Below are 23,808 nucleotides of genomic sequence, written 5' to 3'. Positions count from 1 at the left end.
GTCAGTCGACGAACTGCTTGAGCTTCTCGGTGTCGAGTTCGATGCCCAGAGGCTCAGGGATCAGCAGCTTGGCGCCAAAGGCTTCCTTGCGGATACTGCGGTACCCGACGCTCGGGTCCGGATCGCTGTAGAGCGTGACGGTGCAGTCGTCACGGTCGACCAGCAGATAGAACGGAATGCCGGCCGCGCCGTATGCCATGGGCTTGTCCTTACGATCGCGCCGGTCGGTATCCGAGTCGTAGGAGGTCACCTCGAAGACCAGGAGCGCACCGCTCGGGTCGGCCCATTCCCCGTGACCGGCGAAATGCTCCTCGGGCACCAGCACGGCGTCGGGACGGGCGCGCCCCTCGCGGTACTTTTCCACCCGGAGTCCCTGCCCCTGGTAGAGATCCAGCTCGGGCCTCGTCTGCATGCACCGCCGCATCAGCCACAGCACGATGGTGTTGTGGTCGCCGTCAGGCACCTTCTTGACCCCGATCCGTCCGTTGATGAACTCGAACCTGACGGCGTCGTCGGTCTCCTTGGCCGCGAATTCGGCGATCCTCTCGAACTCCTCCACCGACATTTGGGACGTCTGCGGCGTGCGCTCTGCCATAACCGTCATGGTGCACCCCCTCTCGGGTCAGGGCCAGTGTGCCGAGGCGCCGGTGGACGCCGAGCAGGATCGTCGCGCGATCAGTCGAACGGGTGATCAGCCCACCTCGACGCCCAGCCCCTCCAACCCCCGGATCACGAAGTTCGGCTTGCGCTCCGGTTCTGCCGCCAGGGTCAGGGTCGGGGCCTTCTGCAGCAGGGCGGTCATCGATGCCGCCAGCTCGATGCGGGCCAGGGGGGCGCCGATGCAGTAGTGGATGCCGGCGCTGAAGGAGATGTGGGGGTTGTCCCTGCGGGTGAGGTCGAGGTTCTCGGGGTTCTGGAAGACCTCGGGGTCGTGGTTGGCGGAGCCGAAGAGCATGGCGATCTCCGCGCCCCTCGGGATCGTCGTGCCGTCGATCTCGATGTCGTCCAGGACCCAGCGTTCGAAGAGCTGGAGCGGGGTGTCGTAGCGCATCAGCTCCTCGATCGCCGAGGGGATCAGGGAGTGGTCGGCGCGGAGGGCGGCCAGCTGGTCCGGGTTGCGGAACAAGGCGTACCAACCGTTGACCGTGGCGTTGACCGTCGCCTCGTGCCCCGCGTTGAGGAGCAGGACGGCCGTCGAGATCATCTCCTGCTCGGTCAGCCGGTCGCCCTCGTCGTGCGCGGCGATGAGCCCGGAGATCAGGTCGTCGCCCGGCTCCTTGCGGCGCTCGGCGATCAGCTCGCGGAGGTAGTCCGAGAACTCGGTCGATGCCCGGACGGCCCGCGCTGCCGTCTCCTCGGACGGGTTCAGCTCGTACATCCCGCAGATGTCCGCCGACCAGGGGCGCAGCGGGGCCCGGTCGGACTCCGGGATGCCCAGCATCTCGGCGATGACGGCCACGGGGAGCGGCTCGGCGACGTCCGTGAGCAGATCCCCGCCGCCCGCCTCGACCAGCCGGTCCACCAGCTCGCCCGCCAGGTTCGCCACGTACGGCTTCAACTGCTCGACCGTGCGCGGGGTGAACGCCTTCGACACCAGCCGCCGGATGCGGGTGTGGTCCGGCGGTTCGAGGTCGAGCATGCCGTGGTCGTTGAGCGTGTGGAACGGTTCGTGCTCCGGCGAAGGTGCCGTGCGCCCGAAGTCCTCGTGCGTGAACCTGTGCTGGTACGTCCGGCCGAGGCGCCGGTCCCGCAACAGCGCCGAGACGTCGGCGTGGTGCGGGACCAGCCACTGGTCGGTCGGCTCGTACCGCATCACCCGGCCGCGGGCACGCAGCTCGGCGTAGGCCGGGTACGGGTCGGCGAGGAACGCGGGGTCCCAGGGGTCGAACACGAGGTCGTCAGGGCCTGCCATGCGGGGACGCTAACGCGTCGGCCTGGTGTGTGACCAGGGTTTTCACGCTTCAGGTGTCCGCTCAGATCTGGTGGGCGACCAGGACGTAGTCGTAGTAGACCGGGTCGCCCTCTTCGTCCACCGGGTACTCGTAGCTGCTCTCGTTCGCGAGGATCACCTTGAGCTCCGGCAGGGCGTCGAAGCCCAGGTCGCTCTCCCCGATGGCGTGGCCCCGTTCCGCGAACTGTCCGACGAGGTCCTCGCTCGGCGTGCGGAAGACGTCGAGCCCGTCGAGCAGCACCCGCACGTCGGCGTCCTCGTTCCGGAACCGGAACAGCTCCACATCGCTCAGCGCGCCCTTGGTGAACCCGAGCACGACGCTCAGCCGGGACGCGTCGTGCGTGAGCGTGATCTGTCCCGGCTCCGCGTCACTCGCGACGGTTCGGAAAAGCCCCCGCTCCTGGACGGTGCCACGTGCTTCCTCGACCGACATGCCGAGCCGGAACGGCCCCACGCCGTCGTGCGGCCGGATCTCGATCTCCATGTGTACTCCTTGCTGGTCGGTGTTCGGTGCAGCCGGGTCCCCTCCCAGGTCCGTCAGCCCGGTGTCACCAGCCGCGCCTCGTACGCGAACACCGCCGCCTGGGTGCGGTCGCGCAGGCCCAGCTTCACCAGGATCCGGCTCACGTGGGTCTTGATCGTCGACTCCGCCACCACCAGCCGCTCGGCGATCTCCGCGTTCGACAGGCCCTGTGCGATCAGGACCAGCACCTCCGTCTCCCGCTCCGTCAGCTCTCCGTACGCCGCCTGCGCCGACGGCATCATGCGCGGTGTCTCCGACAGCCGGGAGAACTCGGTTATCAGCCGCCTGGTCACCGAGGGGGCGAGCAGCGCCTCGCCGGAGGCCACCACCCGTACGCCGTCGGCGAGCTGGCGGGCCGAGGCGTCCTTCAGGAGGAACCCGGAGGCCCCCGCACGCAGCGCCTGGTACACGTACTCGTCCAGGTCGAACGTGGTCAGTACCAGCACCTTCGCCGTGTCGTCCGCCGCGACGATCTCCCGGGTCGCCTCGATGCCGTTCAGCTCCGGCATGCGGATGTCCATCAGCACCACGTCCGGCGCGAGTTCCCGCACCCGCTCGACCGCCTGGCGGCCGTTGACGGCCTCGCCGACGACCTCGATGTCCGGCATCGCGTTCAGCAGGACCGAGAAGCCCTCGCGCACCATCATCTGGTCGTCCGCGATCAGTACGCGGATCGTCATGCCTCACCCTCGCTCGCGGTGTCCGCCGCCGGCACCGGCAGGAACACGGTCACCTCATATCCTCCGTCGGCCGTCGGGCCCGTCGTCATCTCCCCGTTCAGCATCGAGACGCGCTCCCGCATCCCCGTGATGCCGTGCCCGGCGCCCGGCGAGGGCCTCAGCTGGGCCGAAGCAGGCGGCGGGCCGTTGACTATGCGCAGGCCCAGGCCACCGAGCACGTACCCGATCTCGACCCGTGCCCCCGCACCCGGAGCATGCCGCAGCGTGTTGCTCAGCGCCTCCTGCACGATCCGGTACGCCGACAGCTCGACGCCCTGCGGCATTTCACGCACCGCGCCGGTCACCACCTTCTCCACCTCCAGCCCGGCCTCCCGCACATTGGCGAGCAACCCGTCCAGGTCGGCGAGGGTGGGCTGCGGGGCGTCCGGCGCCTCGTAGTCCTCCGCGCGGACCACGCCCAGGACCCGGCGCAGCTCGGTCAGGGCCGCCACCGCGTTCTCCCGGATGGTGGCGAACGCCTTCTCCAGCTCCGGCGGCGGGTTCTCCACCCGGTAGGGCGCCGCCTCCGCCTGGATGGCGACCACCGACATGTGGTGGGCGACCACGTCGTGCAGCTCGCGGGCGATGGTCGTGCGCTCCTCCAGCAGCGTGCGCCGCGAACGCTCCACGGCGGTCACCGTCTGCTGGGCGGTCACCTCCTGCTGGGCCTCCCTGCGTATCTGACGGACGGAGACGACCAGCAGGATCAACGCGGAGAGGATCAGCATCGGGCCGACGTTGGTGTCGTAGTGGTTCCAGCCGAAGGCGCTCTCGGCGACGAAGCCGTAGGCCGCGGTCAGCACCCACATCCAGGCCGCCGTGCGCGGTCGGGTGCGCAGCGCCACGACCGTGAGCACCAGCAGGTGGGACAGGAAGCTGCCCGGCATCCACGGCCAGTCGCTCCAGCCGCCGCCTGTCAGGGCGGCGGTGGCCGTGGTCGCGGCGAGCGAGAACCAGAACGCTCCCACCGGACGCGCCAGGGTCAGCAGGACCGGCCCCAAGGCCAGCAGCCCGCACAGCAACGGCAGCAGTCCGGAGTCGTCCGTGCTCGCCACGGCCAGGAATCCCGCCAGCGTGCCGAGGCCGGCCACGACCGTGTGCCGTGACCAGCCCGCGTACTCCCTCATCCGGCCGCCGCGGCGGGCGAGCCGGCCGTCGGCGACCCTGCGGGGCAGCGGTCGGTAGGCAAAGGCGTCGTGGAACAGGTCCTGCCGCAGCCCGCGCAGGGCGTCCGCGGCGAGCCGGAACTCCGGGCTGCGCGGCCTCGCGGCTCCGCCCGGCGGTGTCGGCTGGGTGTGCGTCGTCTCGGTCACGTGGAAAACGGTAGGGCCCGGGCGGGGTCGCGGTCGTCCCCTCGGAGAGGGGTCCTCGGGGATCCTTCTCAGGTACTACAGGTAGGGGGCGGGACGGTACCTACGGGTGCCGGGCGGACGGGGTCAGCGGCCGCCGGGGCGGACCAGACCGGACTCGTAGGCGAAGATCGCCGCCTGGGTGCGGTCGCGCAGGCCCAGCTTCACCAGGATGCGGCCCACGTGGGTCTTCACGGTCTGCTCGGCGACGACCAGATGCTCGGCGATCTCGGCGTTCGACAGGCCCTGCGCGATCAGTGCGAGCACCTCCGTCTCGCGCTCCGTCAGGTCGCCCACGCGCTGCTTGAGCGGGCCCCGGGGCGAGCCGTCCAGGCGGGCGAACTCGGCGATCAGACGGCGGGTGATGCCCGGGGCGAGCAGCGCGTCCCCGGCCGCCACCACGCGCACCGCCTCGGCGAGCTGGTCGGCGGAGGCGTCCTTGAGCAGGAACCCGGAGGCCCCGGCGCGCAGCGCGTCGTACACGTACTCGTCCAGGTCGAAGGTGGTGAGGACCAGGACCTTGACGCCCGGGTGGTCGGCGGTGATGCGGTCGGTCGCCTCGATGCCGCCGAGTTCGGGCATCCGGATGTCCATGAGGACCACGTCCGGGGCCAGTTCGGCAACCTTGGCGATCGCGTCGCGTCCGTGCACCGCCTGCCCGATCACCTCGATGTCGGGCTTGGTGTTGAGCAGCACGGTGAAGCCCTGGCGGACCATCTGCTGGTCGTCGGCGATGAGTACGCGGATGGTGCCGGCGCCGCTCGTCATGGGGTCGGTTCTCCTGTCGGGGGCTGGGGGTGGTGCGGGTCGTCGTCGGACAGGGGCGGGAAGTAGATCTCGGGGCGAGGGAAGTCCGGGCGCAGCGGCCGGGGCGGACGGCGGGTGCCCGTCTTGGGGAGGAACGCCGTCACCATGAAGCCGCCGTGCAGGTTCGGGGTCGCGGTGAGGTGCCCGCCGAGCATCGCCGCGCGCTCCCGCATGCCCAGCAGGCCATGGCCGGAGCCCGGGGAGGGCTGGACCGGGCGGCGGGGGCGGGAGTTGGTCACGCACAGGAAGATGCCGTCGGACTGGTGGTCGACCTCCACCCGGACCCACGAACCCGGGGCGTGCCGCAGGGCGTTGCTGAGCGCCTCCTGGACGATCCTGTACGCCGACAGTTCCACACCCTGTGGATAGGCGCGGGACGTGCCGCGGTAGTCGATGACGACGTCCAGGCCGGCCGCCCTGGTGTTCTCGATCAGGGCGCCCAGACGGGCGAGGTTCGGCTGCGGGGCGTCGGGGGCCGGGCCGGTGCCGGGTGCCGTCAGCCGGTACGGGTCCTCGGTCGCCTCGGGGTCGTCGTTGGACTCGGAGCGCAGGACGCCGAGGACGCGGCGCAGCTCGGTGAGGGCCTCCAGGGCGTTGTTGCGGATCCCGGCGAGGTTCTCCTTCAGCTCCTCCGAGGGGTTCTCCACGAGGTGGGGGGCCACCTGGGCCTGGATGGAGATCACCGACATGTGGTGGGCGACCACGTCGTGCAGCTCGCGGGCGATACGGCTGCGTTCCTCCAGGAGGGTGCGGCGGGCGCGTTCCTCCGCGGTGATCGTCGTCTGCTCGATCAGCTGGGTGCGGGCCTCGCTGCGGCCGCGCAGGGCGGTGCCGATGAGGACGGAGACGGCGAAGAGGGCTACCGCTGTGACGCCGGTCGAGGAGTAGCTCTGGGCGCCGATCAGGCCTTGCACGACGTAGGTCGCCAGGGTCGTCACGGCCAGGGCGGCAAGGGTGAGGCGTATGCGGACGCGCAGGGCGAGGAGGAGGAGCACGGCCATGTGGGCGAGCAGAGTGGGCGTGGTCCAGGGCCAGTTGGGGCCGGGGGTGGAGGACGGCTCCAGGTGGGGGCGGGCCAGCAGTGCGGTGAGGGTGGCGGCGGTGAGGGAGAGGGCCCAGGCGGGGGTGGGGCGCCACAGGGCCAGGACGACGGCGGTGGCCTGGAGGGAGGCGGTGAGGAGGGCTACGGCTGTGGTGAGGCCATAGGAGGTGTGCAGTTCGTCTCCGCCGGCGAGGGCGATGCCCAGTGCTGTGTAGGCGGTGAGGAGGTAGGTGAGGAGGCGGAGCCAGCGGTACTTGGAGAAAGGGGGTGAGTGGGGGGAGGGGGTTTCTCCTAGCCAGGTGCGTAGGCGGGATCTGGGGGGTGTGGGTTTGGGTGCGGGTGTTCTGGGTGCGGGTGCGTTTTCGGGTGCGGGTGCGTTGGGGGGCACCCGGCCTTCGGCCGGGTCTGGGTTCCCACCCGCACCACCCGTACTGCTTTCGTCGTCGGGTGCGGGTGGCCCCTGTGGGGCGGAACCGCCGTCGGCGGCCGCACGGGGTGGGTGGGGAGTGCGGCTTTCGGTGTCAGGTGCGGGTGGCCCCTGTGGGGCGAAGGCGCCGTCGGTGGCCTCGGGGTGGCCCTGGGGGGCTGGGTTGCCGTTGGGGGCCTCTGGGGTCACTTGGTCAACTTTAGGCATTGTGTGGGGTCTTTGCTCGGGGGGTGTGGTGGTGGATGAGGCGGGAACGGCGGTTTCGGGGGCGGCGGGGGCCCTGCTCGTGGTGGCGGAACGTCAGCCAGAAGAGGGCCAGGGTCAGGGCGAAGAGAGGGAGGTAGGCGAGGCGGGACGCCACCCAGGTCAGGGAGTCGGGGCGGGTGTGGAGGCCGGGGAGGCGGCCGGCCAGGAGGGCGGTGGCCGTGGTGGCCATCAGGGCCGTCTGGTGCCAGAGGAAGATCGTCATCGCCGAGAGGTTGGTCAGGGTGACCGCCGACCAGGCGAGGGGGCGGGTCATTGCCCGGTGCAGGCGGTCCCGGAGGAGCAGGGCCAGGCCGCATTGGGCCAGGCCGAAGGTGACGGCCGCCAGGGTCGGGGGGTTGAGGTTGGAGGTCGGGGTGCCGGGGACTCCGACCATCGAGGCCGGGTAGCCCGCCCAGAGGATCAGGGACGCCGTCGCCGTCGTACCGGATATGAGCAGGACCCAGGCTGCTCGGCGGCTGTCCAGTTCGCCTCGGGTCCAGGCCGCGCCCAGGGTGTACGGGACCAGCCAGCCCGCCGCCAGGTTCACCCAGCCGAGCCAGGACGGGCCGGTGTGCAGGCCGAAGCGCAGGACGTCCACGTGCAGGACGACGGCCAGGGGCCAGAGGGGGTTGAGGCGGGTGAGGAGGGGGGTCGCGGCCGTCAGGGCCGCGAAGACCAGGAGGAACCAGAGGGGGGACAGGGCGAGTTTGAGGAGCGTGTGGAGGGTGGCGAGCTGGGCGCCGGTGAGCAGGAGGGCGAGTGCGGCCACCGTCCACAGGGCGAGCAGGGCTGCGACCGGGCGCAGGAGGCGGGTGAGGCGGGTGCGCAGCCAGTCGCGGTACGACGTGCCGCGCGCCTGTGCCGAGGCCAGGCTGCGGGTCGCCACATGGCCGCCCACCAGGAAGAACACCGCCAGGGTCTGGAAGACCCAGGAGACCGGGGCCAGCCAGGGCATGTGCTGCAGCGGGCTCGCCGTGTGCAGGCCGCCGTCCTGCGCGACCAGTGCCGTGACCAGCCAGTGGCCGAGCACGACACCGAGTATCGCGAAAGCGCGCAGGGCGTCCACCGCTCGGTCCCGGGAGACGGGTGTGGCGGCGTCCACGCAGTGGGCGCCCTGACGGATCGCGTGCAGTGCGCGGCGGGGAGCGCGCAGGGTCGGCTCAGGCACGGGTCACCTCCGAGGTCTCGCCGAGGGTGATGCGGGCCAGGTTGGCGAGGGAGACCGAGCCCGGGGTGAAGTAGCCGCTGTGGTCGGCGTCGGCCGCGTCGAAGACCCGGGCGCCGAAGGCGCGGGAGACGGGGTCGGTGCCGAAGCCGACGGTGGCGAGGAGGAGGCCGGCACGGACGTGGGGTACGTGCGCCACCCAGTCCCTGCTGCCACGGGCCGCCCAGACTCGGGCGGGGGTGTGCAGGCCGGCGACGGTGTCCGCTGCTGTGCCGGGGCTGCCGAGCAGGACCATGTCGTCCACGGGCAGGGCGGGGGCGGAGCGGGCGCAGACGACGGAGCCGTAGGAGTGGCAGAGGAGGGAGATGTGGGTGGGGGTGGAGGTGGGGGTGAGCCTGTGCAACTGGGCTATGAACGCGCGGAGTTCCGGGGTCGCTTCGTCGGCTCGGGTTGTCGTCGTCACCGTGGTGCTGATCGTGGCGGGCGCCTTGTAGCCGAGCCAGGCGATGACTGCTGTGCGCGGGTTGGTGCGGTGCGCTTCCTGGTAGAGGGCCGCTGCTGTTCTGTGGAAGCGGGCGTAGGTGTCGAGGGTGGTGTCGGAGCCGGGGACCAGGACGGCGATGTGGTCCGCGCGGGTTGGGTCGCCGAGGACTTCTACTGCCTGGCCTGCGCCTCTGCCGTCGAAGGTGAGGAGGTTGCGGGTGGCGAGGGTGCGGTCGGCTGCGGCTCGGTGGAGGTCGCCGTGGGTGGCGGCCATGTCCGCTGCGTGGGTGGCGTTCTCGCGGTTCGCCTCGTAGGTCGACTGGAGGGTGGCCGCGGTGGGGGCCGGGAGCGTGGGAGGGGTGGGGGCCGGGATCTGGGGGTGGGCGGCCGCGGTGAGGGCTGCGACTGTGGTGGCCGTGAGGAGGGCTTGCCGCCACCATCCGGCCTTCGGTCGGGTCTGGGTTCCCACCCGCACCACCCGTACTGCTTTCGCCGTCAGGTGCGGGTGGCCCTCGTGGGGCGGATTCGCCGTCGGCGGCTGCAGCTTGTCGGTCTGGAGCGGCAGCGGCGGATTATGCCCCATGGTTCGGTTCCTCTCGGAGTGCCCGGCCATCGGGCTTGTCCGAGAGGGAAGTTAGGAATCAGGGGGTGTCGTCGGCGTCCCGCCAGGGAGCTGTTCTGCGAGGTAGCTCTCAGGTACTACGGGTATGACGGGGGCGCAGGGCAGCGGTCACCACGCCAGTTGGGCGATCTCCTCCGCCACCACCGCGCACGCGTCCGCCACCGGGTCGATCAGCGGGAAGTGGCCGACATCCTCCAGCAGCGTCAGGCCCACCACCTCGCCCGCCTTCGCCGCCGCGTCCGCGTAGGACTCGGCGACCGCCTGCGGTACGACGAGGTCCGCGCGGCCCTGGACCAGGGTCGTCGCGATGCCTGTCGGGAGCAGCAGCGCGGGGTCGGCGTACGGCTGGCGCTCGGCGAAGTTGTCCTGGCCGCCCAGGAGTTGCAGGGCGGCGTTGCCACAGACGTCCAGCTTCTCCGACACCGCGAAGTCCGCGATGGGGGCGAGAGCGACCACGCCCCGCAGCGGGGCAGGGCCGTCCGTGCGCCAGGGGGCGTCGGCGGGCAGGACGTGGCGGGCCGCTGCCCACAGGGCGAGGTGGCCGCCCGCCGAGTGGCCGGTGAGGACCATGCGGCGGGGGTCGGCCTGCGGAAGCGCCCCGTGGACCAGGGAGGGGAGGACGTCCATGGCGGCGGCCACGTCGTCGAAGGTGTCGGGCCAGCGGCCCGCCACGGGCGCGGGCGGGGCTCCGGCGCCAAGCCCAGGTCCGGATCCGGGTCCGGATCCGGGTCCGGATCCCGATCCCGTGTTCTGTGCGGGGATCTGGGGGTCGCCGCCGCGCCGGTACTCCACGTTGGCCACGGCGAAACCCTTACGGGCCAGGTAGTCCACGAAGGGGGTGATGTGGCGGCGGTCGTAGGGGGCGCGCCAGGCCCCGCCGTGCAGGACGACGACCAGGGGGGCGAGCGTCGTGTCGGTCCGCGGGGCGTAGAAGTCGATCACCTGGTCGGGGTGGTCGCCGTATACGGCGGTGACGTCGGGGTCGACCGCGGGGTGCGAGAAGGCGGACTCCTCTTCGGCGGCGGCGCGGGCTGCGGCGGCGTCGTCCGGCATGCTCCAACCTCTCAGCGACGGAACAGATTTGAAGACCAGGCGGCGATTCTTCGTCGACCGTTGGCGGGGACGGTATCAGGCCGGTGACGTGCGCGGACATGGGGTTGTCACGCACGGTGAGGGCGGGGCGCGATCGCACCCCGCCCCCAGCTGCCGCGACCGGCCTAGCCGAGCACCTCCGCCAGCACCCGTGCGGCCCGCTCCGTCTCGGCGAAGCTCACGTACAGCGGGCTGAAGCCGAAGCGGAGGACGTCGGGGTTGCGGAAGTCGCCGACCACGCCCCGGTCGATGAGCTGCTTCATCACGTCACCCGCGTCGGGGCAGCGCAGGGCGATCTGGCTGCCGCGTTCCTCGTGGCGGTCCGGGGTCACGGAGGTGACCCGGCCCGGCTCGGTGTAGGCCGCGACGCACTCCAGGAAGAAGTCCGTCAGGGCCAGGGACTTGGCGCGGACCGCGGCGACGGAGACGTCGTCCCAGATCTCCAGAGCCGCTTCCAGGGCCAGCATGGAGAGGATGTCCGGGGTGCCGACGCGGCCGCGCAGGGCGCCCGGTGCCGGGTCGTAGGACTGACTCATGCCGAACGGCTCGGCGTGCGAGTTCCAGCCGGGCAGCGGTGAGTCGAAGCGGTCCTGGAGGTCGCGGCGGACGTAGAGGTACGCGGGTGCGCCCGGGCCGCCGTTCAGGTACTTGTAGGTGCAGCCGACCGCCAGGTCGACCCCGTGCTCGTCCAGGCCCACCGGCAGTGCGCCCGCGCTGTGGCACAGGTCCCAGACCGCGAGCGCGCCCGACGCGTGGATCGCGGCGGTCAGCGACGGCAGGTCGTGCAGCCGGCCGCTGCGGTAGTCGACGTGGTTCAGCAGCACCACCGCCGTACGGTCGCCCAGCGCCGAGGGCACCTCCGCGGGGGCCACCGGGCGCAGGGTGCGGCCGGTGAGGCGGGCCGCCGACTCGGCGATGTAGCCGTCCGTCGGGAACGTGGTCGCGTCGACCAGGATCTCGTCGCGGGCCGGGTCCACCATGCGGACCGCCGCCACAAGTGCCTTGAAAACGTTGACGCTTGTGGAGTCGCCCGCCACGATCTGGCCCGGCGCCGCGCCGACCAGCGGGGCGATGCGGTCACCGATCCGCTCGGGGGCCGTCCACCAGCCGCTCTCGTTCCAGGAGCGGATGCGCAGCTCGCCCCACTGCCGGCGGACGACGTCCTCGACCCGGGCCGGCACGTTCGCCGGCAGGGCGCCGAGGGAGTTTCCGTCCAGGTAGACGACGTCGTCGAGGACGAAACGGGAGCGCAACGGGGCCAGTTCGTCGGCCGCGTCCAGCTGCTTCGCGCGCAGAGTCGGCTCAGACATGGGACCTCGCCGTCCACAGCTCCGGGAAGACGTTCTTGCCGGCGCGCTTCTCCAGCCAGGCCACGCCCGCGGAGCCGCCCGTGCCGGGCTTGGCGCCCATCGCGCGGCGGGTGGCGACCAGGTGGTCGTTGCGCCAGCGCCAGACCAGTTCGGCGACGTCGGACAGCGCCTCGCCGAGGCGGGCGAGTTCGGCGTTCTGGTCGCCGGAGTAGATCTCCGTCCAGGCCGCCTCGACGGCTTCGGAGGTCTCGTAGCGCAGGGCGACGTCCCGGCGCAGGACGGACTCGGGGATCGCGTGGCCGCGGCGCGCGAGCAGCCGTACGACCTCGTCGTACAGGCTCGGCTCGTGCAGCGCCTTCTCCAGTTCCGCGTGGACGCGCGGGGCGCCGCGGTGCGGGACGAGCATGGACGCGGACTTCTCGCCGAGCAGGAACTCCATGCGGCGGTACATCGCCGACTGGAAACCGGAGCCTTCGCCGAGGGCGGAGCGGTACGAGTTGAACTGGGCCGGGGTCAGCTGGCCGAGCGGCTTCCAGGAGGCGTTCAGGGCCTCCAGTTCCCGCACGGAACGCTTCAGCGCGGCGACGGCGGTGGGGACGTCGTCCGAGCGCAGCGCCTTCGCGGCGGTCTCCCACTCGTGCACGATCACCGTGAACCACAGCTCCATGACCTGGGTGGTGACCAGGAAGACCATCTCTCCGGGGTCGTCGGAGAGGGTGTGCTGGAGGTGGGTGAGCACGTCCGCCCTGACGTAGTCCTCGTACGGCGTCGTGCCGGCGAAGTCGAGATGCGGGGTCTCGGGCTCAGCAGCCTCACGAAGGGGGCGAGCCGGTTGGGACATCGCTGTCTCCTGTGTGTTACTCCGGGTAGCGGTCCGCCCCTGCCGATGCCGGCACGGGGGCCCCGGTCCCCAAGCCGAATCCTCCGCAATCCCACCGGATACGGCAAGGCCCGTCTGCTGCCAGACGGGCCACACCGGGGACTCCCGTTGCGGTCAGCCCAGGGTCTGGGCGGCTGTCGGGGAGGAGTCCTTCAGGAACTGCGAGCAGCGCTCGTACTCCTCCTGCTCGCCGATGGACTGGGCGGCGCGGGCGAGGGCGTGCAGGGCGCGCAGGAAGCCGCGGTTCGGCTCGTGCTCCCACGGGACCGGGCCGTGGCCCTTCCAGCCGCCTCGGCGCAGGGCGTCCAGGCCGCGGTGGTAGCCCGTACGGGCGTAGGCGTACGACTCCACGACCGCGCCCCGCTCGAACGCCTCGTCGGCCAGCTGGGCCCAGGCGAGGGAGGAGGTGGGGTACTTGGCGGCGACGTCCGCCGGCGCGGTGCCCTGAGCGAGGAGTTCGCGGGGCTCCGGGTCGTCGGGGAGGTGGGTGGGAGGGGGGCCGCCGAGGAGGTTCTCGTGAATCGTCATGTGTTCAGTCTGGCGCACCGTGACCGGGACGGCTCAGCCGACGGTGCTGCAGCGCCTAAGGGCGCCTGGGCTCGTGGTCCGGCTCCAGTGGTGGAGACGTGACGGAGCCGTGTCGCTTGCATTCGGGGTGGAGGCAGTGCGGAGGGAGTCGGCGGACCAGGGTGAAGGCCAGGATCGCGCCCAGGACCAGCACACCCGCGACGATCGGCATCGCCCGGTCGAACGCCGCGTCGAAGGCGGCAGCGGACCGGTACGCCTCCGGACCCATGCCCGCCAGCAGGGGGAGCCCGGCCACGGCCACCAGGCCCGCCGCCCGCGCCGCCGCGTTGTTGATGCCGCTGGCCAGGCCCGCCCGGGCGGTGTCGACGGAGGCGAGGACCGTGGCGGTCAGCGGGGCGACCAGGACGACCATGCCCGTGCCCATCACGAGGAGGGGCGGGAGGACGTCCGTGAGGTAGTTCGCGTCGGGCCCCACCCGGAGCATCAGCAGCATCGCCGCGGCGCACAGCAGAGGGCCGACGGTGAGCGGCAGGCGCGGGCCCGTGCGGTCGGCCAGCGCGCCGGAGCGGGCCGAGAACAGCAGCATCATGGCCGTCGTGGGCAGCAGGGCCGTACCGGCCTGCAGGGCGGAGTAGCCGGCCACCACCTGCAGCTGGAGCGCCGTGAGGAAGAAGAACCCGCCGAAGGCCGCGTACACGCACAGCGTGACCAGGTTGACCGCCGTGAACTGGCGCGAGGCGAAGATGTCCGGCGGCAGCATGGGGTCGGGGCGGTGCTTCTCGACATGGACGAAGGCGACGGCCGTGGCCACGCCCGCGACCGCGCTGAGCACCACGCCCGGGGAGCCGCCGGGGGCCTCGATGAGCGCGTACGTGATCAGGGCGAGCGCCAGGGCGCCCAGCGTCGCGCCGAGGACGTCGAAGCGGCCGTGGGTGCGTGCGTCGCTCGACTCGGGGACGTGGCGCAGGGCGACCGGGACGCACAGGAGGGCCAGCGGCACGTTGAGGAGGAACACCCAGCGCCAGCCGGGGCCGTCCACCAGCCAGCCGCCCAGGAACGGGCCGACGGCCGCGCCGATGCCGCCGAAGCCGGACCACAGGCCGACCGCCCGGCTCCGGTCGTCCGGGTGGAAGGAGGCCTGGATGAGGGCGAGGGAGCCGGGGGTGAGGAGCGCGCCGCCGACGCCCTGGAGGGCCCGGGCGGCGATGAGGACCCCGGACGTGGGGGCCAGGCCGCACAGCAGGGACGCCGACGCGAACCAGACGACCCCCAGCACGAAGATCTTCCGGCGGCCGTAGCGGTCCCCGAGCGAGCCGCCCAGCAGGATCAGGCCGGCCAGCGTGACCATGTACGCGTTCACCGTCCACTGCAGGGCGGCGAGGCTCGCGCCGAGGTCGCGGCCGATGGTCGGGAGCGCCACGTTGACGACGGTGGAGTCCAGCATGGCCATGCTGGAGCCGAGGACCGTGGTGAACAGGATCCACTTGCCCTGGGACGAGGCGATCCGGACGGCGGGCATGCGTCCAGATATACAGCGGACCCGGTGACATGGCACCGGGTCCGTCGCAGACGTCGTGGCAGACGTCGTAGCAGACGTCGTCGGACGCGCTTACTTGATCTTGTTGCCCGCCGAGCGCAGGTTCTGCGTGGCCTCGACGACACGGGCCGCCATCGACGCCTCGGCCAGCTTGCCCCAGGTGCGCGGGTCGTAGGCCTTCTTGTTGCCGACCTCGCCGTCGACCTTCAGGACGCCGTCGTAGTTCTGGAACATGTGAGCGGCGACCGGACGGGTGAAGGCGTACTGGGTGTCCGTGTCCAGGTTCATCTTCACGACGCCGTTCTCCAGCGCGGTCAGGATCTCCTGCTCGGTGGAGCCGGAGCCGCCGTGGAAGACGAAGTCGAACGGGGACTGCTTGCCGTACTTGGCGGCGACGCCCTCGTTCAGCTCCTTCAGCAGCTCGGGGCGGAGCACGACGTTGCCCGGCTTGTAGACGCCGTGCACGTTGCCGAAGGACGCGGCCAGCAGGTAGCGGCCCTTCTCGCCCAGGCCCAGGGCCTCGGCGGTGCGGATCGCGTCCTCCACCGTGGTGTACAGGGAGTCGTTGATCTCGTGGGAGACGCCGTCCTCCTCGCCACCGGTCGGGGTGATCTCCACCTCGAGGATGATGTTGGCGCGGCGGGCCTGCTCCAGCAGCTCCTGGGCGATGGCCAGGTTGTCGGCCAGGGTCTCGGCGGAGCCGTCCCACATGTGGGACTGGAACAGCGGGTTGCGGCCGGCCTTGACGCGCTCCTCGGAGAGCGCGAGCAGCGGACGTACGTACCCGTCGAGCTTGTCCTTCGGGCAGTGGTCGGTGTGCAGCGCGATGTTGACCGGGTACTTCTCGGCGACGATGTGCGCGAACTCGGCGAGCGCGACCGCGCCGCTCACCATGTCCTTGCTGTACTGGCCGCCCAGGAACTCGGCGCCGCCCGTAGAGATCTGGACGATGCCGTCGCTCTCCGCCTCCGCGAAGCCGCGCAGCGCCGCGTGCAGGGTCTGGGTCGAGGTGACGTTGATGGCCGGGTAGGCGAACTTGCCTGCCTTCGCCCGGTCGAGCATCTCGTTGTAGACCTCGGGGGTTGCGATGGGCATCTGTCCGCTCCTTGGGTGTGCGGGTTGGCGATCTGCGTACTACGGCCCTGACCTAGACCTTGGGGGCGACGTCATCGTCGTCCCCATCTTTCCAGACATGACGTGATGGTCGGCGCCCCGGTCAAGTCCAGGTCAAACCGGCGCGTCAGTCCAGACCCAGTTCATCCTTCGAGAAGGCGAAGACGTAGGGAACCCCGGCCTGCTCGGCGATCGCCTCGGCCGCGCCGGTCGCCCGGTCCACGATCGTGGCGACGGCGACGACCTCCGCGCCGGCCTCGCGCAGCGCCTCCACGGCGGTCAGCACGGAGCCGCCGGTGGTGGAGGTGTCCTCGACGGCGAGGACGCGGCGGCCCTTGACCTCGGCACCCTCGATACGGCGCTGCAGGCCGTGCGCCTTGCCGGCCTTGCGGACCACGAAGGCGTCCAGGACCTTCCCGCGCGCGGCGGAGGCGTGCAGCATCGCGGTGGCCACCGGGTCGGCGCCCAGGGTCAGGCCGCCGACGGCCTCGAAGTCCAGGTCGGCGGTCAGGTCGAGCATGACCTGACCGACCAGCGGCGCGGCCTCGCCGTCCAGCGTGATCCGGCGAAGGTCGATGTAGTAGTCGGCTTCCTTGCCCGACGACAGGGTCACCTTGCCGTGCACCACGGCCTTGTCCTTGATCTGCTGCAGCAGCGCGCCGCGTACGTCCGTCATGGCGAACAGCTTAGAGGCGCCGCCAGCTCCAGGTGGTCGTCGCCTCCAGCGGCTCCAGTGGCGTGACCAGGCGGGGCAGTGTGTTCAGGCCGTTGGGCGGACCGGTCTGCGGCTCCACGCAGACGGCCTCCGCCTGCTCGTCGTAGACGACGACCCACTCCTCGCGGCTGGTCACCTTCAGCTCCAGCTGTCCGGGCCAGGTGAGGGTGACGTCGACGCCGCCGGGCATGCCGAAGCAGTCGTCCCAGGGGCCGGGCTTCGGGTCGATGCGGTTGCCGGTCGGCAGATGGTCGGCGCCGCGCTCCTCCTGCCAGGCGGGGGTGAAGTCCAGCGTGACGTCCTCACCGCCCAGGTTCCGGTGGAACCAGGGGTGCCAGCCGATCTGCGCCGGGAAGGAGTCGTCGTACGCCTCCACGGACATCGTCAGCGTCAGGCTGTCCTCGGTCAGCGTGACGACATGCGTGACACGGCCGCGGTGCGGCCAGGGGTCGGCCAGGTCGTGCGTGATGACGGCCTCGTGCTCGGCGACGCGGGCCGTGCGCCAGGCGCCGTCGCGCGCGGTGCCGTGGATGGCGTGCGGCGGCGAGTTCAGGGGCATCTGGCGGACGGTGGCGCCGTCCAGGAAACGGCCCTCGCGGATCCGGCCGCACCAGGGCACCATCGGGAAGCAGCCGAAGCGCTCGCCCTGGCGCAGCAGCTCCACGCCGCCGATCCGGAGCCCACCGATACGGCCGCCGTTGCCGGGCCGCACGACCACTTCCGCGTCGCCCGCGGTCAGCGTGATGTCTTCGTTACTCACGGGACGACCCTACTGGGGCGATCAAGAGGGCGTGTGCCGTCCGCGCGGTGCCAGTCGACTTCCATGTCGTGGCGGTCGAGGTACGGCCGATCCACGACTGGTTCGGCATGGGCGAGGCATCAGAGAGCTGATGCCCGACGGACGCTAGCGACGCTTGCGCAGGGCGCGGCCCAGGACGATCGCCGAGGCCAGGGCCAGGGCCGCCGCGGGGGCCGCCCAGCGCAGGACCGGGTTCCCGGCGACGGTCTGGGGAGCCGGTACGGGGGCGTAGCGGCCGCGCGGCGGGGCGTGGTCGACCTCCTCCGCGCTGCGGCCGATCATCGTGCGGCGCGCGTGCGCGGCCTCGGCGGGGGGCTCGCCCAGGTCGGCGAAGTCCTCGCTGATGCGGTCGTCGGAGGACGGGGCCTCGTATGCGTCAGCCTCGGGCTCCTCGGACTCCTCGGTCTCCTCGGTGTCCAGCGAGGGCGGGGGGACCTCGGTGTCGAAGACCGAGGTGTGTTCCGGCTCGGGCTCCGGCTCCGGCTCCGGTTCCTTCTCCTCCGGGGGCTGCGCCAGGCTCTCCACGAAACGGTTCAGCAGCCGGGTCACCGCCGAGGCGACCGCGTCCGCCGGCAGTTCCACGATGCGACCGGTCGCGTTCGCCGTGCCTTCGACCGTGACGGTGGTGCCGTCCTCGGTGCCGGTGAGGCGCAGGGTGAGGGCGATCTTGACGGCGCCGGTGCCGCGGGCCTCGGTGGCGTCGCCCTCGACGGCGTACGTGCCGTTCTCGCGGGGCGTGACGCGGAGCGCTCCGCGGTAGGTGACGGAGTGCCCGCCCACGCGCAACTTCAGGCGCCCTGCGACGGGTTCGGCGCCGGCGTCCTGCTGGAGTCCGGGGACCGCCCGCGCCACCCGTGCGGGGTCGGCAAGGGCCTCTTTGAGTCGCTCGGCCGGAACCGGGACGAAGACCTGGTGCTCCATGTCGCACGAGCCTACCCAGGAGTGAGCGGAACGTACCCTCGTGTGAACAGGTGCCTCGTCAATAACGCGGATGCACCAGCGTCGACGCCGGCAGCCCCTCGATCCTCGTACGGGCCGCCGCCCGCGCATCGGCCGTCAGCTCGGCCCGGGACAGGGTCCGTGGGTTCGGACCCCCCGGGCCCAAGGTCAGCCGAGGAGCCGAGCCGCCCGGCGCCGCCAGCAGGAACCCCCAGTCGTGCGGTGCCCGCGGCGCCCCCGCCGAGCGGTCCGGGCCTGCCGGGAAGCCGGAGTCGTGGCCCAGGACGCGGTAGGGGGAGATGCCGAAGCCGGCTGCGCCAAGGGTCGACGCCACCGTCCAGAAGACTCGGGGGCGGGCCGTGACGGGGCCGGCGTGCACCACCAGGCGGCCGCCGGGGGCCAGGACTCGGCGGGCCAGGCCGTAGAACTCCTGGGAGTACAGCTTGGTGCTGGCCGTGATGCCGGGGTCGGGCAGGTCCGCGATCACGACGTCGTACACCGGCCGCCGCTCCCCGCGCAGCCAGTTGAGCGCGTCCGCGGTCGTGACATGAACGCGGGGGTCGTCGAAGGCGTGGCCGTTGAGGGCGGACAGGGCGGGGTCGCTGCGGGCGAGGCCGATCAGGCCGGAGTCGAGTTCTACGACGTCGACGCGGCGCACGCCGCCGTACCGCAGGACCTCGCGGGCGGCCAGGCCGTCGCCGCCGCCGAGGATCAGCACGCGCGTGTGCGGGCCGCTCATCGCGGGGTGGACCAGCGCTTCGTGGTAGCGGCGTTCGTCGCGGCCGCCGACCCGCAGCCGGCCGTCCAGGAAGAGGTCGAGGGGGTGGCCGTGGGTGCCGCCGGCGAGGACGACCTCCTGGACGTCCGTCTGCAGGGCGACCCGGACGTCCTTGCCGTACACCGCGTGCCGGGCGGCGCGTTCGAACTCGTCGGCGAGGGCGGCGGCGGAGGCGAGCACGGCGAGGACGGCGAGGCCGACGAGCAGCAGCGTCCAGCGGGCGCGGCGGGTCAGGTCGCGGTGGAACAGGCCGAGGACCAGGGCGCCGCCCGCGACGACGTTGACGCTGCCGGTGAGCAGGGCGCCGGTCAACTGGCCCAGGAAGGGCAGGAGTAGGAAGGGGAAGGCGAGGCCGCCGACGAGTGCGCCGACGTAGTCCGCCGCGAACAGGTCGGCCACCGCGCCGCCCGCGTCCTGGCGGCGGATGCGCTGGATCAGCTCCATCAGCAAGGGGACTTCGGCGCCGACGAGCAGGCCGATGGCGAGCGAGAAGGCGACCAGGAGACAGCGCGGGCCGTCGGCCCACACCCCGCCCCAGCCGCCGGTCCAGGCGAAGACGGCGTACAACGCCATCGCGCTGCAGCCGCCGACCAGGGCGAGGGCGGTCTCGATCGCGCCGAAGCAGGCGGCCGCGTGCCAGCGCAGCCGCTTGGCGGCGAGGGAGCCGATGCCCATCGCGAAGACCATCACGGACAGCACGACGGACGCCTGGGTGACCGTGTCGCCGATCAAGTACGAGGCGAAGGCGACGAGTTCGAGTTCGTACACCAGTCCGCAGGCCGCGCAGACGAAGACGCACACGAGGACCAGGAACCGCCCGGTGCCGGGCCGGACGGGGAGCCGTGCGGGGCCGGGCTGCCAGGGCGAGGTGCCCGGGCGCGCGGGGGCGTGCGGTTCGATCACGCTGCGACGTTACGTCACATGCTCGGTACGCTTCGTCACCCACACGTGTGGAACTCGGGGCCGTTGACGCATTGCCGGTTTATGTCGGCCGAGAGCGTGTACGACGAGATCTAGCTCGACGGGGCCACCGGCTCCCGTGACCCGACCCGGGTCCGTGTCGCCACCAACTGCCCGTCCTGCGGGTACGCGTGCCAGGTGCGCCAGTGCACCTGGCCCTGGTGGCGCTGGGCCAGCATCGCGGTGAAGGCGTGCGGGCTGCCGGGGAAGACACCGGCGAGGCCGTGCGGATGCTCGGAGACGAGGGCCAGCAACTCCTGGGCGCGGCCCGCGAACGAGCCCGGTGTGAGCACCTCGACGCGCGCCGCGAACTCGTACTCCCAGTCGCCGACCCGCTTGGCGACGCCCAGCGGCAGCGGGGTACTTGACCCGGGAATGCACGCGACCGTCTCCGAGCACATGCCCCGCTCCTCCTCCAGGAGTACCTGGTGGGATGCGCCCAGCAGTCTCAACTGCAGCTTCGTTCCGGTCAGTTCCAGATCGAGGGTGGCCAGGGCGGGCAGCGGCTCGCGCCCCAGGGCCCAGGCGAGATCGGCAGCGCGGGTATCGGTGTAGGAGGTGTTGAGGGTCGTGAGCATGGATCGGCTCCGCTAACGCGCAAAGAAGAGGGGGAGATCGGCCATGTCAGCCCGGTCAGCCCGGCCTGCCCGGCCGGGGAGGGGGGTCTGCAGGACGTCCGCAGGACGTCCGCGGGGCTGCGCTGGTGCTTTAGAGGGAATCATGAAGAGTGGCTCCACCACAGCGTTTTTACCCAACTTCGTGGGGTTTCCATCCCTCAGAGGGCTCCACAGTTCAACTGTTCAACTACGGCGTGCGCCCGGCGTGCGGACAAAACGGTCGGGCGCCCGCGGAATGCCTTCGTCCGACGGGCGCCCGGGGGCGGGGAAGCTCGGCTGCCCCGTGTCAGCCGCCTCCCCCGCATCCGCCCCCGCCACAGGAGGAACCGCCACCGCAGGAGGAGCCCCCACCACAGGACGAGTGACCGCCCCCGCAGGAGTGGTGACCACCAGAGTGGTGGCCGGACGACGATCCGCCGTCTCCCCCGCCAGCCCACCAGCTGCCGCCACTGTCCCCCGACGCCGAGGACGACGAGCCGCCGCCGCTCCAGCCGCTCTTGCGGACCGCGGACGCGACGACCCCGACGCAGATGAGCGCGATCACCAAGACGATGAAGACGGTGCCCATGGCGTCACCTTCTTTCCGTTCCCCCGAAGCGGCCCCCGTGGACGCCTCGTCCTTGCCGCCCCGTAGTGCGGTGACGGGGGGATGCCCGACCCGCTTGTGCCTCAAAGCAGAGTTGAGGAAGTCCAGAGCTTGGGCGCAGGATGGCCGGCATGACGTCCAGCGCGCGCCCGCACCTCAACCGCCGTCTCGCCGAGTTCGGAACGACGATCTTCGCGGAGATGTCCGCCCTCGCCTTGGCGACCGGGTCGATCAACCTGGGCCAGGGCTTTCCCGACACCGACGGCCCCGAGGAGGTCCGGGAGGCCGCCGTACGCGCACTGCGCGACGGGCGCGGCAACCAGTACCCGCCGGGCCCGGGCGTCCCCGAGCTGCGCACCGCGATCGCCGCGCACCAGCAGCGCCGCTACGGACTGTCCTACGACCCCGACACCGAGGTACTGGTCACGGCGGGCGCGACGGAGGCGATCGCGGCCTCGCTGCTGGCGCTGCTGGAGCCGGGCGACGAGGTCGTGGCCCTGGAGCCGTACTACGACTCCTACGCGGCGAGCATCGCGATGGCGGGCGGCCGGCGGGTGCCGGTGACGCTGCGGCCGTCCTTCGACGAGGGGGCGCGTTTCCGGCTGGACCTGGACGAGCTGCGCGCCGCGGTCACGGATCGCACCCGGCTGCTGCTGATCAACACCCCGCACAACCCGACCGGTACGGTCCTCACACGCGCGGAGCTGGCCGCGATCGCCGAGCTGGCGGTGGAGCGGGACCTGCTGGTGGTGACGGACGAGGTCTACGAGCACCTGGTCTTCGACGACGCCGAGCACCTGCCGCTGGCCGCGTTCCCCGGGATGCGCGAGCGGACGGTGACGATCGGCTCGGCGGGCAAGACCTTCTCCTTCACCGGCTGGAAGGTCGGCTGGGTGACGGCGGCGCCGGAGCTGGTGACCGCGGTCCGCTCGGCGAAGCAGTTCCTGACCTATGTCTCCTCCGGCCCCTTCCAGTACGCGGTGGCGGAGGCCCTGGCTCTCCCGGACACGTACTTCGAGGGGTTCCGCGCCGGCATGCTGGCCAAGCGGGACATCCTGGCGGCCGGACTGACGGAGGCCGGCTTCGAGGTCTTCAAGCCGGCCGGCACCTACTTCATCACGACCGACATCCGCCCCCTCGGCGAGAAGGACGGCTTCGCCTTCTGCCGCGCCCTGCCGGAGCGGGCGGGCGTGGTGGCCATCCCCAACGCGGTCTTCTACGACGACCGCGAGGCGGGAGCGCCCTTCGTGCGGTTCGCGTTCTGCAAGCGCGAGGAGGTCCTGCGGGAGGCGGCGGGGCGGCTTCGGGCCATGTGAGCCCTGTCCGGGGGCTGTCGCCCCCGGATCCGGCCGACTTGGTTACTCCCCGTCTTCCTCGGGCTTCTCCGCGTCGTCGATCTCCTGCTCCAGGCCCAGCTGCTCGACCAGCCACTTGTCGAACTCGATCGCGGCCCGCACCCAGCTGACCGTGGACGAGACCCAGTGGTTGATGTCGACGCCGGTGCCGATCAGCATCTGGGCCTCACCGATGAGGCGGACGGTGCCGTCGTCGTGGGTGTGGGTGTACACCTTGGGCCACAGCGTGCGACGGTTCCAGTCGTCGATGGACTCCAGCAGCTGCGGCCGCTCGTCGATCTTGTGCGGGCGGTCGTAGAAGGTCCGCACCGAGAAGACCGCCTGTTCGGCCTCCCCGCGGAACATGAAGTACGTGCGGAACAGCTCCCAGGGCGCCGCGAGGTCTCCCTCCTCGTCGACGACGTACTTCAGCTCCATCTGGTCCAGGAGCTGCTTCACGAGGTCCTGATCCGGGACGACGGGGCCGGCCGGTCCCTGGGACTGGGGTTCGGGCTGGCCCCCGAAGTTCGGAATCGAGGACGGGTCGATGCTCACCGTGATTTTCCCTTCATGCGGATTCCGTCATCCTCCCTCATGCGGGGAGGGGGGTGGCAAGCCCCGACGGGGCCTGTCAGCCCTCGGCTGACATGATCCGGCTGGTCGGGTGGAGGATCGGCGGGCGATGGGGGTCGGCGTGGCGGCAAGAGGGTGGACCAGATGGGGGCTTTTCGCGCTGATCATGGCGCTTCCCGCCTTGGTCGTGGTGTGGCTGGTCGTGGTGGTGGTGCGGTTCGCGACCTCGGACTATCCGCTGGGCGGGGGCCCGGAGAAGGTGCCGTGCGCCGAGGCACTGGACTTCGGCGGGGCGAAGCTGCCGAAGGGGGCGTACGACACCGAGTGCACCGTGCAGGCCTGGCTGGACACCGACTACCACGCCAGCTTCCGGATGCCGCGGGCCGACGTGCGTGACTGGCTGAAGGACACCTACCCGAAGGGGCCGGCGCCGGGCACGGAGTACTGCGACGAGGGGGCGGACCTGTGTCTGAACCTGAACTCCCAGGAGCACGAGCCTCCGGCCGGCGTCGATGCGAACGCGGTCGTCGTGAACGTGACGTACGAGGGCCCGGACACCGCGCGGGTGCGCTTCTCGGCTTTCACCGTGTGACACGGGCGAGCGATGATGCGGTCATGCGCATACCAAGATCGGCGCGATGGGTGTTGTGGGCCCTGTGGCTGGGTTGTCTGGGGTTCTCGATCTGGTTCTTCTGGACGCTGTACGTCGCCAT

The 23,808-nt window shown here is 71.6% G+C and carries 23 protein-coding genes; 2 read left to right on the top strand and 21 right to left on the bottom strand.

Annotated features, from left to right (window positions below):
- Position 1: 1 nt before the first annotated feature.
- The 20 genes from ACFYZZ_RS43240 to ACFYZZ_RS43145 all read right to left on the bottom strand — a co-directional run bounded on the left by ACFYZZ_RS43240 (position 2) and on the right by ACFYZZ_RS43145 (position 20,563).
- Positions 2–604, bottom strand: coding sequence for a Uma2 family endonuclease (locus tag ACFYZZ_RS43240; RefSeq protein WP_389188937.1), 603 nt, complete (start codon positions 602–604; stop codon positions 2–4).
- An 87-nt stretch (positions 605–691) separates the two neighbouring features.
- The gene (locus tag ACFYZZ_RS43235; protein WP_389188934.1) at positions 692–1,912 is read right to left on the bottom strand and encodes a cytochrome P450; all 1,221 of its coding nucleotides are present in this window, start codon (positions 1,910–1,912) and stop codon (positions 692–694) included.
- A gap of 61 nt (positions 1,913–1,973) precedes the next feature.
- Positions 1,974–2,435: a hypothetical protein gene (locus ACFYZZ_RS43230; protein ID WP_389188931.1), complete on the bottom strand. Its 462-nt coding sequence runs from the start codon at positions 2,433–2,435 to the stop codon at positions 1,974–1,976.
- A gap of 53 nt (positions 2,436–2,488) precedes the next feature.
- Positions 2,489–3,154 (bottom strand): response regulator, encoded by a 666-nt coding sequence (locus ACFYZZ_RS43225; RefSeq protein WP_386573042.1) that lies wholly within the window; start codon positions 3,152–3,154, stop codon positions 2,489–2,491.
- Positions 3,151–4,506, bottom strand: coding sequence for a sensor histidine kinase (locus ACFYZZ_RS43220; protein ID WP_389188928.1), 1,356 nt, complete (start codon positions 4,504–4,506; stop codon positions 3,151–3,153). The genes ACFYZZ_RS43225 and ACFYZZ_RS43220 overlap by 4 nt, the downstream gene beginning before the upstream one ends.
- A gap of 123 nt (positions 4,507–4,629) precedes the next feature.
- Positions 4,630–5,310 (bottom strand): response regulator, encoded by a 681-nt coding sequence (locus tag ACFYZZ_RS43215; protein ID WP_389188925.1) that lies wholly within the window; start codon positions 5,308–5,310, stop codon positions 4,630–4,632.
- Complete coding sequence (locus ACFYZZ_RS43210; protein ID WP_389188922.1) at positions 5,307–6,779, bottom strand: sensor histidine kinase; 1,473 nt, start codon at positions 6,777–6,779, stop codon at positions 5,307–5,309. Before ACFYZZ_RS43210 ends, ACFYZZ_RS43215 begins: the two co-directional genes overlap by 4 nt.
- Before the next feature lie 238 nt (positions 6,780–7,017).
- Entirely contained in the window at positions 7,018–8,232 is a 1,215-nt protein-coding gene (locus ACFYZZ_RS43205; RefSeq protein WP_389188919.1) for an acyltransferase, read from the bottom strand.
- Positions 8,225–9,295, bottom strand: coding sequence for an alpha/beta hydrolase (locus ACFYZZ_RS43200; protein WP_389188916.1), 1,071 nt, complete (start codon positions 9,293–9,295; stop codon positions 8,225–8,227). Before ACFYZZ_RS43200 ends, ACFYZZ_RS43205 begins: the two co-directional genes overlap by 8 nt.
- Positions 9,296–9,442: 147 nt before the next feature.
- A complete protein-coding gene (locus tag ACFYZZ_RS43195) occupies positions 9,443–10,387 on the bottom strand; it encodes an alpha/beta hydrolase (RefSeq protein WP_389188913.1) in 945 nt (314 codons plus the stop codon).
- A 164-nt stretch (positions 10,388–10,551) separates the two neighbouring features.
- Positions 10,552–11,736: a kynureninase gene (gene kynU / locus ACFYZZ_RS43190; protein WP_389188911.1), complete on the bottom strand. Its 1,185-nt coding sequence runs from the start codon at positions 11,734–11,736 to the stop codon at positions 10,552–10,554.
- Entirely contained in the window at positions 11,729–12,577 is an 849-nt protein-coding gene (locus ACFYZZ_RS43185; RefSeq protein ID WP_389188909.1) for a tryptophan 2,3-dioxygenase family protein, read from the bottom strand. The genes kynU and ACFYZZ_RS43185 overlap by 8 nt, the downstream gene beginning before the upstream one ends.
- Positions 12,578–12,730: 153 nt before the next feature.
- Positions 12,731–13,144 carry a DUF3151 domain-containing protein gene (locus tag ACFYZZ_RS43180; protein WP_389188906.1) on the bottom strand — a complete coding sequence of 138 codons (414 nt, stop codon included), beginning with the start codon at positions 13,142–13,144 and terminating at the stop codon, positions 12,731–12,733.
- Positions 13,145–13,199: 55 nt separating this feature from the next.
- Complete coding sequence (locus tag ACFYZZ_RS43175) at positions 13,200–14,663, bottom strand: MFS transporter (protein WP_389188903.1); 1,464 nt, start codon at positions 14,661–14,663, stop codon at positions 13,200–13,202.
- Positions 14,664–14,753: 90 nt separating this feature from the next.
- Positions 14,754–15,776, bottom strand: coding sequence for a class II fructose-bisphosphate aldolase (gene fbaA / locus ACFYZZ_RS43170; protein WP_389188900.1), 1,023 nt, complete (start codon positions 15,774–15,776; stop codon positions 14,754–14,756).
- A 145-nt stretch (positions 15,777–15,921) separates the two neighbouring features.
- Entirely contained in the window at positions 15,922–16,470 is a 549-nt protein-coding gene (gene pyrE, locus ACFYZZ_RS43165) for an orotate phosphoribosyltransferase (RefSeq protein WP_389188897.1), read from the bottom strand.
- A gap of 10 nt (positions 16,471–16,480) precedes the next feature.
- Positions 16,481–17,269, bottom strand: a complete 789-nt coding sequence (locus ACFYZZ_RS43160; protein WP_389188894.1) for an aldose 1-epimerase — start codon at positions 17,267–17,269, stop codon at positions 16,481–16,483.
- 144 nt (positions 17,270–17,413) lie between these two features.
- A complete protein-coding gene (locus ACFYZZ_RS43155; protein WP_389188891.1) occupies positions 17,414–18,229 on the bottom strand; it encodes an SRPBCC family protein in 816 nt (271 codons plus the stop codon).
- Positions 18,230–18,287: 58 nt separating this feature from the next.
- Entirely contained in the window at positions 18,288–19,928 is a 1,641-nt protein-coding gene (locus ACFYZZ_RS43150; protein WP_389188888.1) for a polyamine aminopropyltransferase, read from the bottom strand.
- A 110-nt stretch (positions 19,929–20,038) separates the two neighbouring features.
- Positions 20,039–20,563, bottom strand: a complete 525-nt coding sequence (locus ACFYZZ_RS43145) for a DUF2617 family protein (RefSeq protein WP_389188885.1) — start codon at positions 20,561–20,563, stop codon at positions 20,039–20,041.
- A 747-nt stretch (positions 20,564–21,310) separates the two neighbouring features.
- Between ACFYZZ_RS43145 and ACFYZZ_RS43140 the strand changes: the two genes are divergently transcribed.
- Positions 21,311–22,504 carry a pyridoxal phosphate-dependent aminotransferase gene (locus ACFYZZ_RS43140; protein ID WP_389188882.1) on the top strand — a complete coding sequence of 398 codons (1,194 nt, stop codon included), beginning with the start codon at positions 21,311–21,313 and terminating at the stop codon, positions 22,502–22,504.
- A 42-nt stretch (positions 22,505–22,546) separates the two neighbouring features.
- Here the strand turns inward: ACFYZZ_RS43140 and ACFYZZ_RS43135 are convergent, their stop codons facing one another.
- Positions 22,547–23,077: a YbjN domain-containing protein gene (locus tag ACFYZZ_RS43135; RefSeq protein WP_386573018.1), complete on the bottom strand. Its 531-nt coding sequence runs from the start codon at positions 23,075–23,077 to the stop codon at positions 22,547–22,549.
- Positions 23,078–23,261: 184 nt separating this feature from the next.
- On the opposite strand from ACFYZZ_RS43135, the gene ACFYZZ_RS43130 reads away from it, so the two are divergent.
- Positions 23,262–23,687, top strand: a complete 426-nt coding sequence (locus ACFYZZ_RS43130) for a hypothetical protein (protein ID WP_389188878.1) — start codon at positions 23,262–23,264, stop codon at positions 23,685–23,687.
- Positions 23,688–23,808: the final 121 nt, after the last annotated feature.

This window comes from Streptomyces sp. NPDC001816 (assembly GCF_042892235.1).
Lineage (GTDB): Bacteria > Actinomycetota > Actinomycetes > Streptomycetales > Streptomycetaceae > Streptomyces.
The sequence above is the reverse complement of the archived record's forward strand: the minus strand, read 5'-3'. Positions and strand labels throughout refer to the sequence as shown.

What these genes read in the sequence shown, in the direction of transcription:
- ACFYZZ_RS43240 (WP_389188937.1), bottom strand. Translation starts at nt 604, where the DNA reads ATGACGGTTATGGCAGAGCGCACGCCGCAGACGTCCCAAATGTCGGTG.
- ACFYZZ_RS43235 (WP_389188934.1), bottom strand. Translation starts at nt 1,912, where the DNA reads ATGGCAGGCCCTGACGACCTCGTGTTCGACCCCTGGGACCCCGCGTTC.
- ACFYZZ_RS43230 (WP_389188931.1), bottom strand. Translation starts at nt 2,435, where the DNA reads ATGGAGATCGAGATCCGGCCGCACGACGGCGTGGGGCCGTTCCGGCTC.
- ACFYZZ_RS43225 (WP_386573042.1), bottom strand. Translation starts at nt 3,154, where the DNA reads ATGACGATCCGCGTACTGATCGCGGACGACCAGATGATGGTGCGCGAG.
- ACFYZZ_RS43215 (WP_389188925.1), bottom strand. Translation starts at nt 5,310, where the DNA reads ATGACGAGCGGCGCCGGCACCATCCGCGTACTCATCGCCGACGACCAG.
- ACFYZZ_RS43200 (WP_389188916.1), bottom strand. Translation starts at nt 9,295, where the DNA reads ATGGGGCATAATCCGCCGCTGCCGCTCCAGACCGACAAGCTGCAGCCG.
- ACFYZZ_RS43195 (WP_389188913.1), bottom strand. Translation starts at nt 10,387, where the DNA reads ATGCCGGACGACGCCGCCGCAGCCCGCGCCGCCGCCGAAGAGGAGTCC.
- kynU (WP_389188911.1), bottom strand. Translation starts at nt 11,736, where the DNA reads ATGTCTGAGCCGACTCTGCGCGCGAAGCAGCTGGACGCGGCCGACGAA.
- ACFYZZ_RS43185 (WP_389188909.1), bottom strand. Translation starts at nt 12,577, where the DNA reads ATGTCCCAACCGGCTCGCCCCCTTCGTGAGGCTGCTGAGCCCGAGACC.
- ACFYZZ_RS43180 (WP_389188906.1), bottom strand. Translation starts at nt 13,144, where the DNA reads ATGACGATTCACGAGAACCTCCTCGGCGGCCCCCCTCCCACCCACCTC.
- ACFYZZ_RS43175 (WP_389188903.1), bottom strand. Translation starts at nt 14,663, where the DNA reads ATGCCCGCCGTCCGGATCGCCTCGTCCCAGGGCAAGTGGATCCTGTTC.
- fbaA (WP_389188900.1), bottom strand. Translation starts at nt 15,776, where the DNA reads ATGCCCATCGCAACCCCCGAGGTCTACAACGAGATGCTCGACCGGGCG.
- pyrE (WP_389188897.1), bottom strand. Translation starts at nt 16,470, where the DNA reads ATGACGGACGTACGCGGCGCGCTGCTGCAGCAGATCAAGGACAAGGCC.
- ACFYZZ_RS43155 (WP_389188891.1), bottom strand. Translation starts at nt 18,229, where the DNA reads ATGGAGCACCAGGTCTTCGTCCCGGTTCCGGCCGAGCGACTCAAAGAG.
- ACFYZZ_RS43145 (WP_389188885.1), bottom strand. Translation starts at nt 20,563, where the DNA reads ATGCTCACGACCCTCAACACCTCCTACACCGATACCCGCGCTGCCGAT.
- ACFYZZ_RS43140 (WP_389188882.1), top strand. Translation starts at nt 21,311, where the DNA reads ATGGCCGGCATGACGTCCAGCGCGCGCCCGCACCTCAACCGCCGTCTC.
- ACFYZZ_RS43130 (WP_389188878.1), top strand. Translation starts at nt 23,262, where the DNA reads ATGGCGCTTCCCGCCTTGGTCGTGGTGTGGCTGGTCGTGGTGGTGGTG.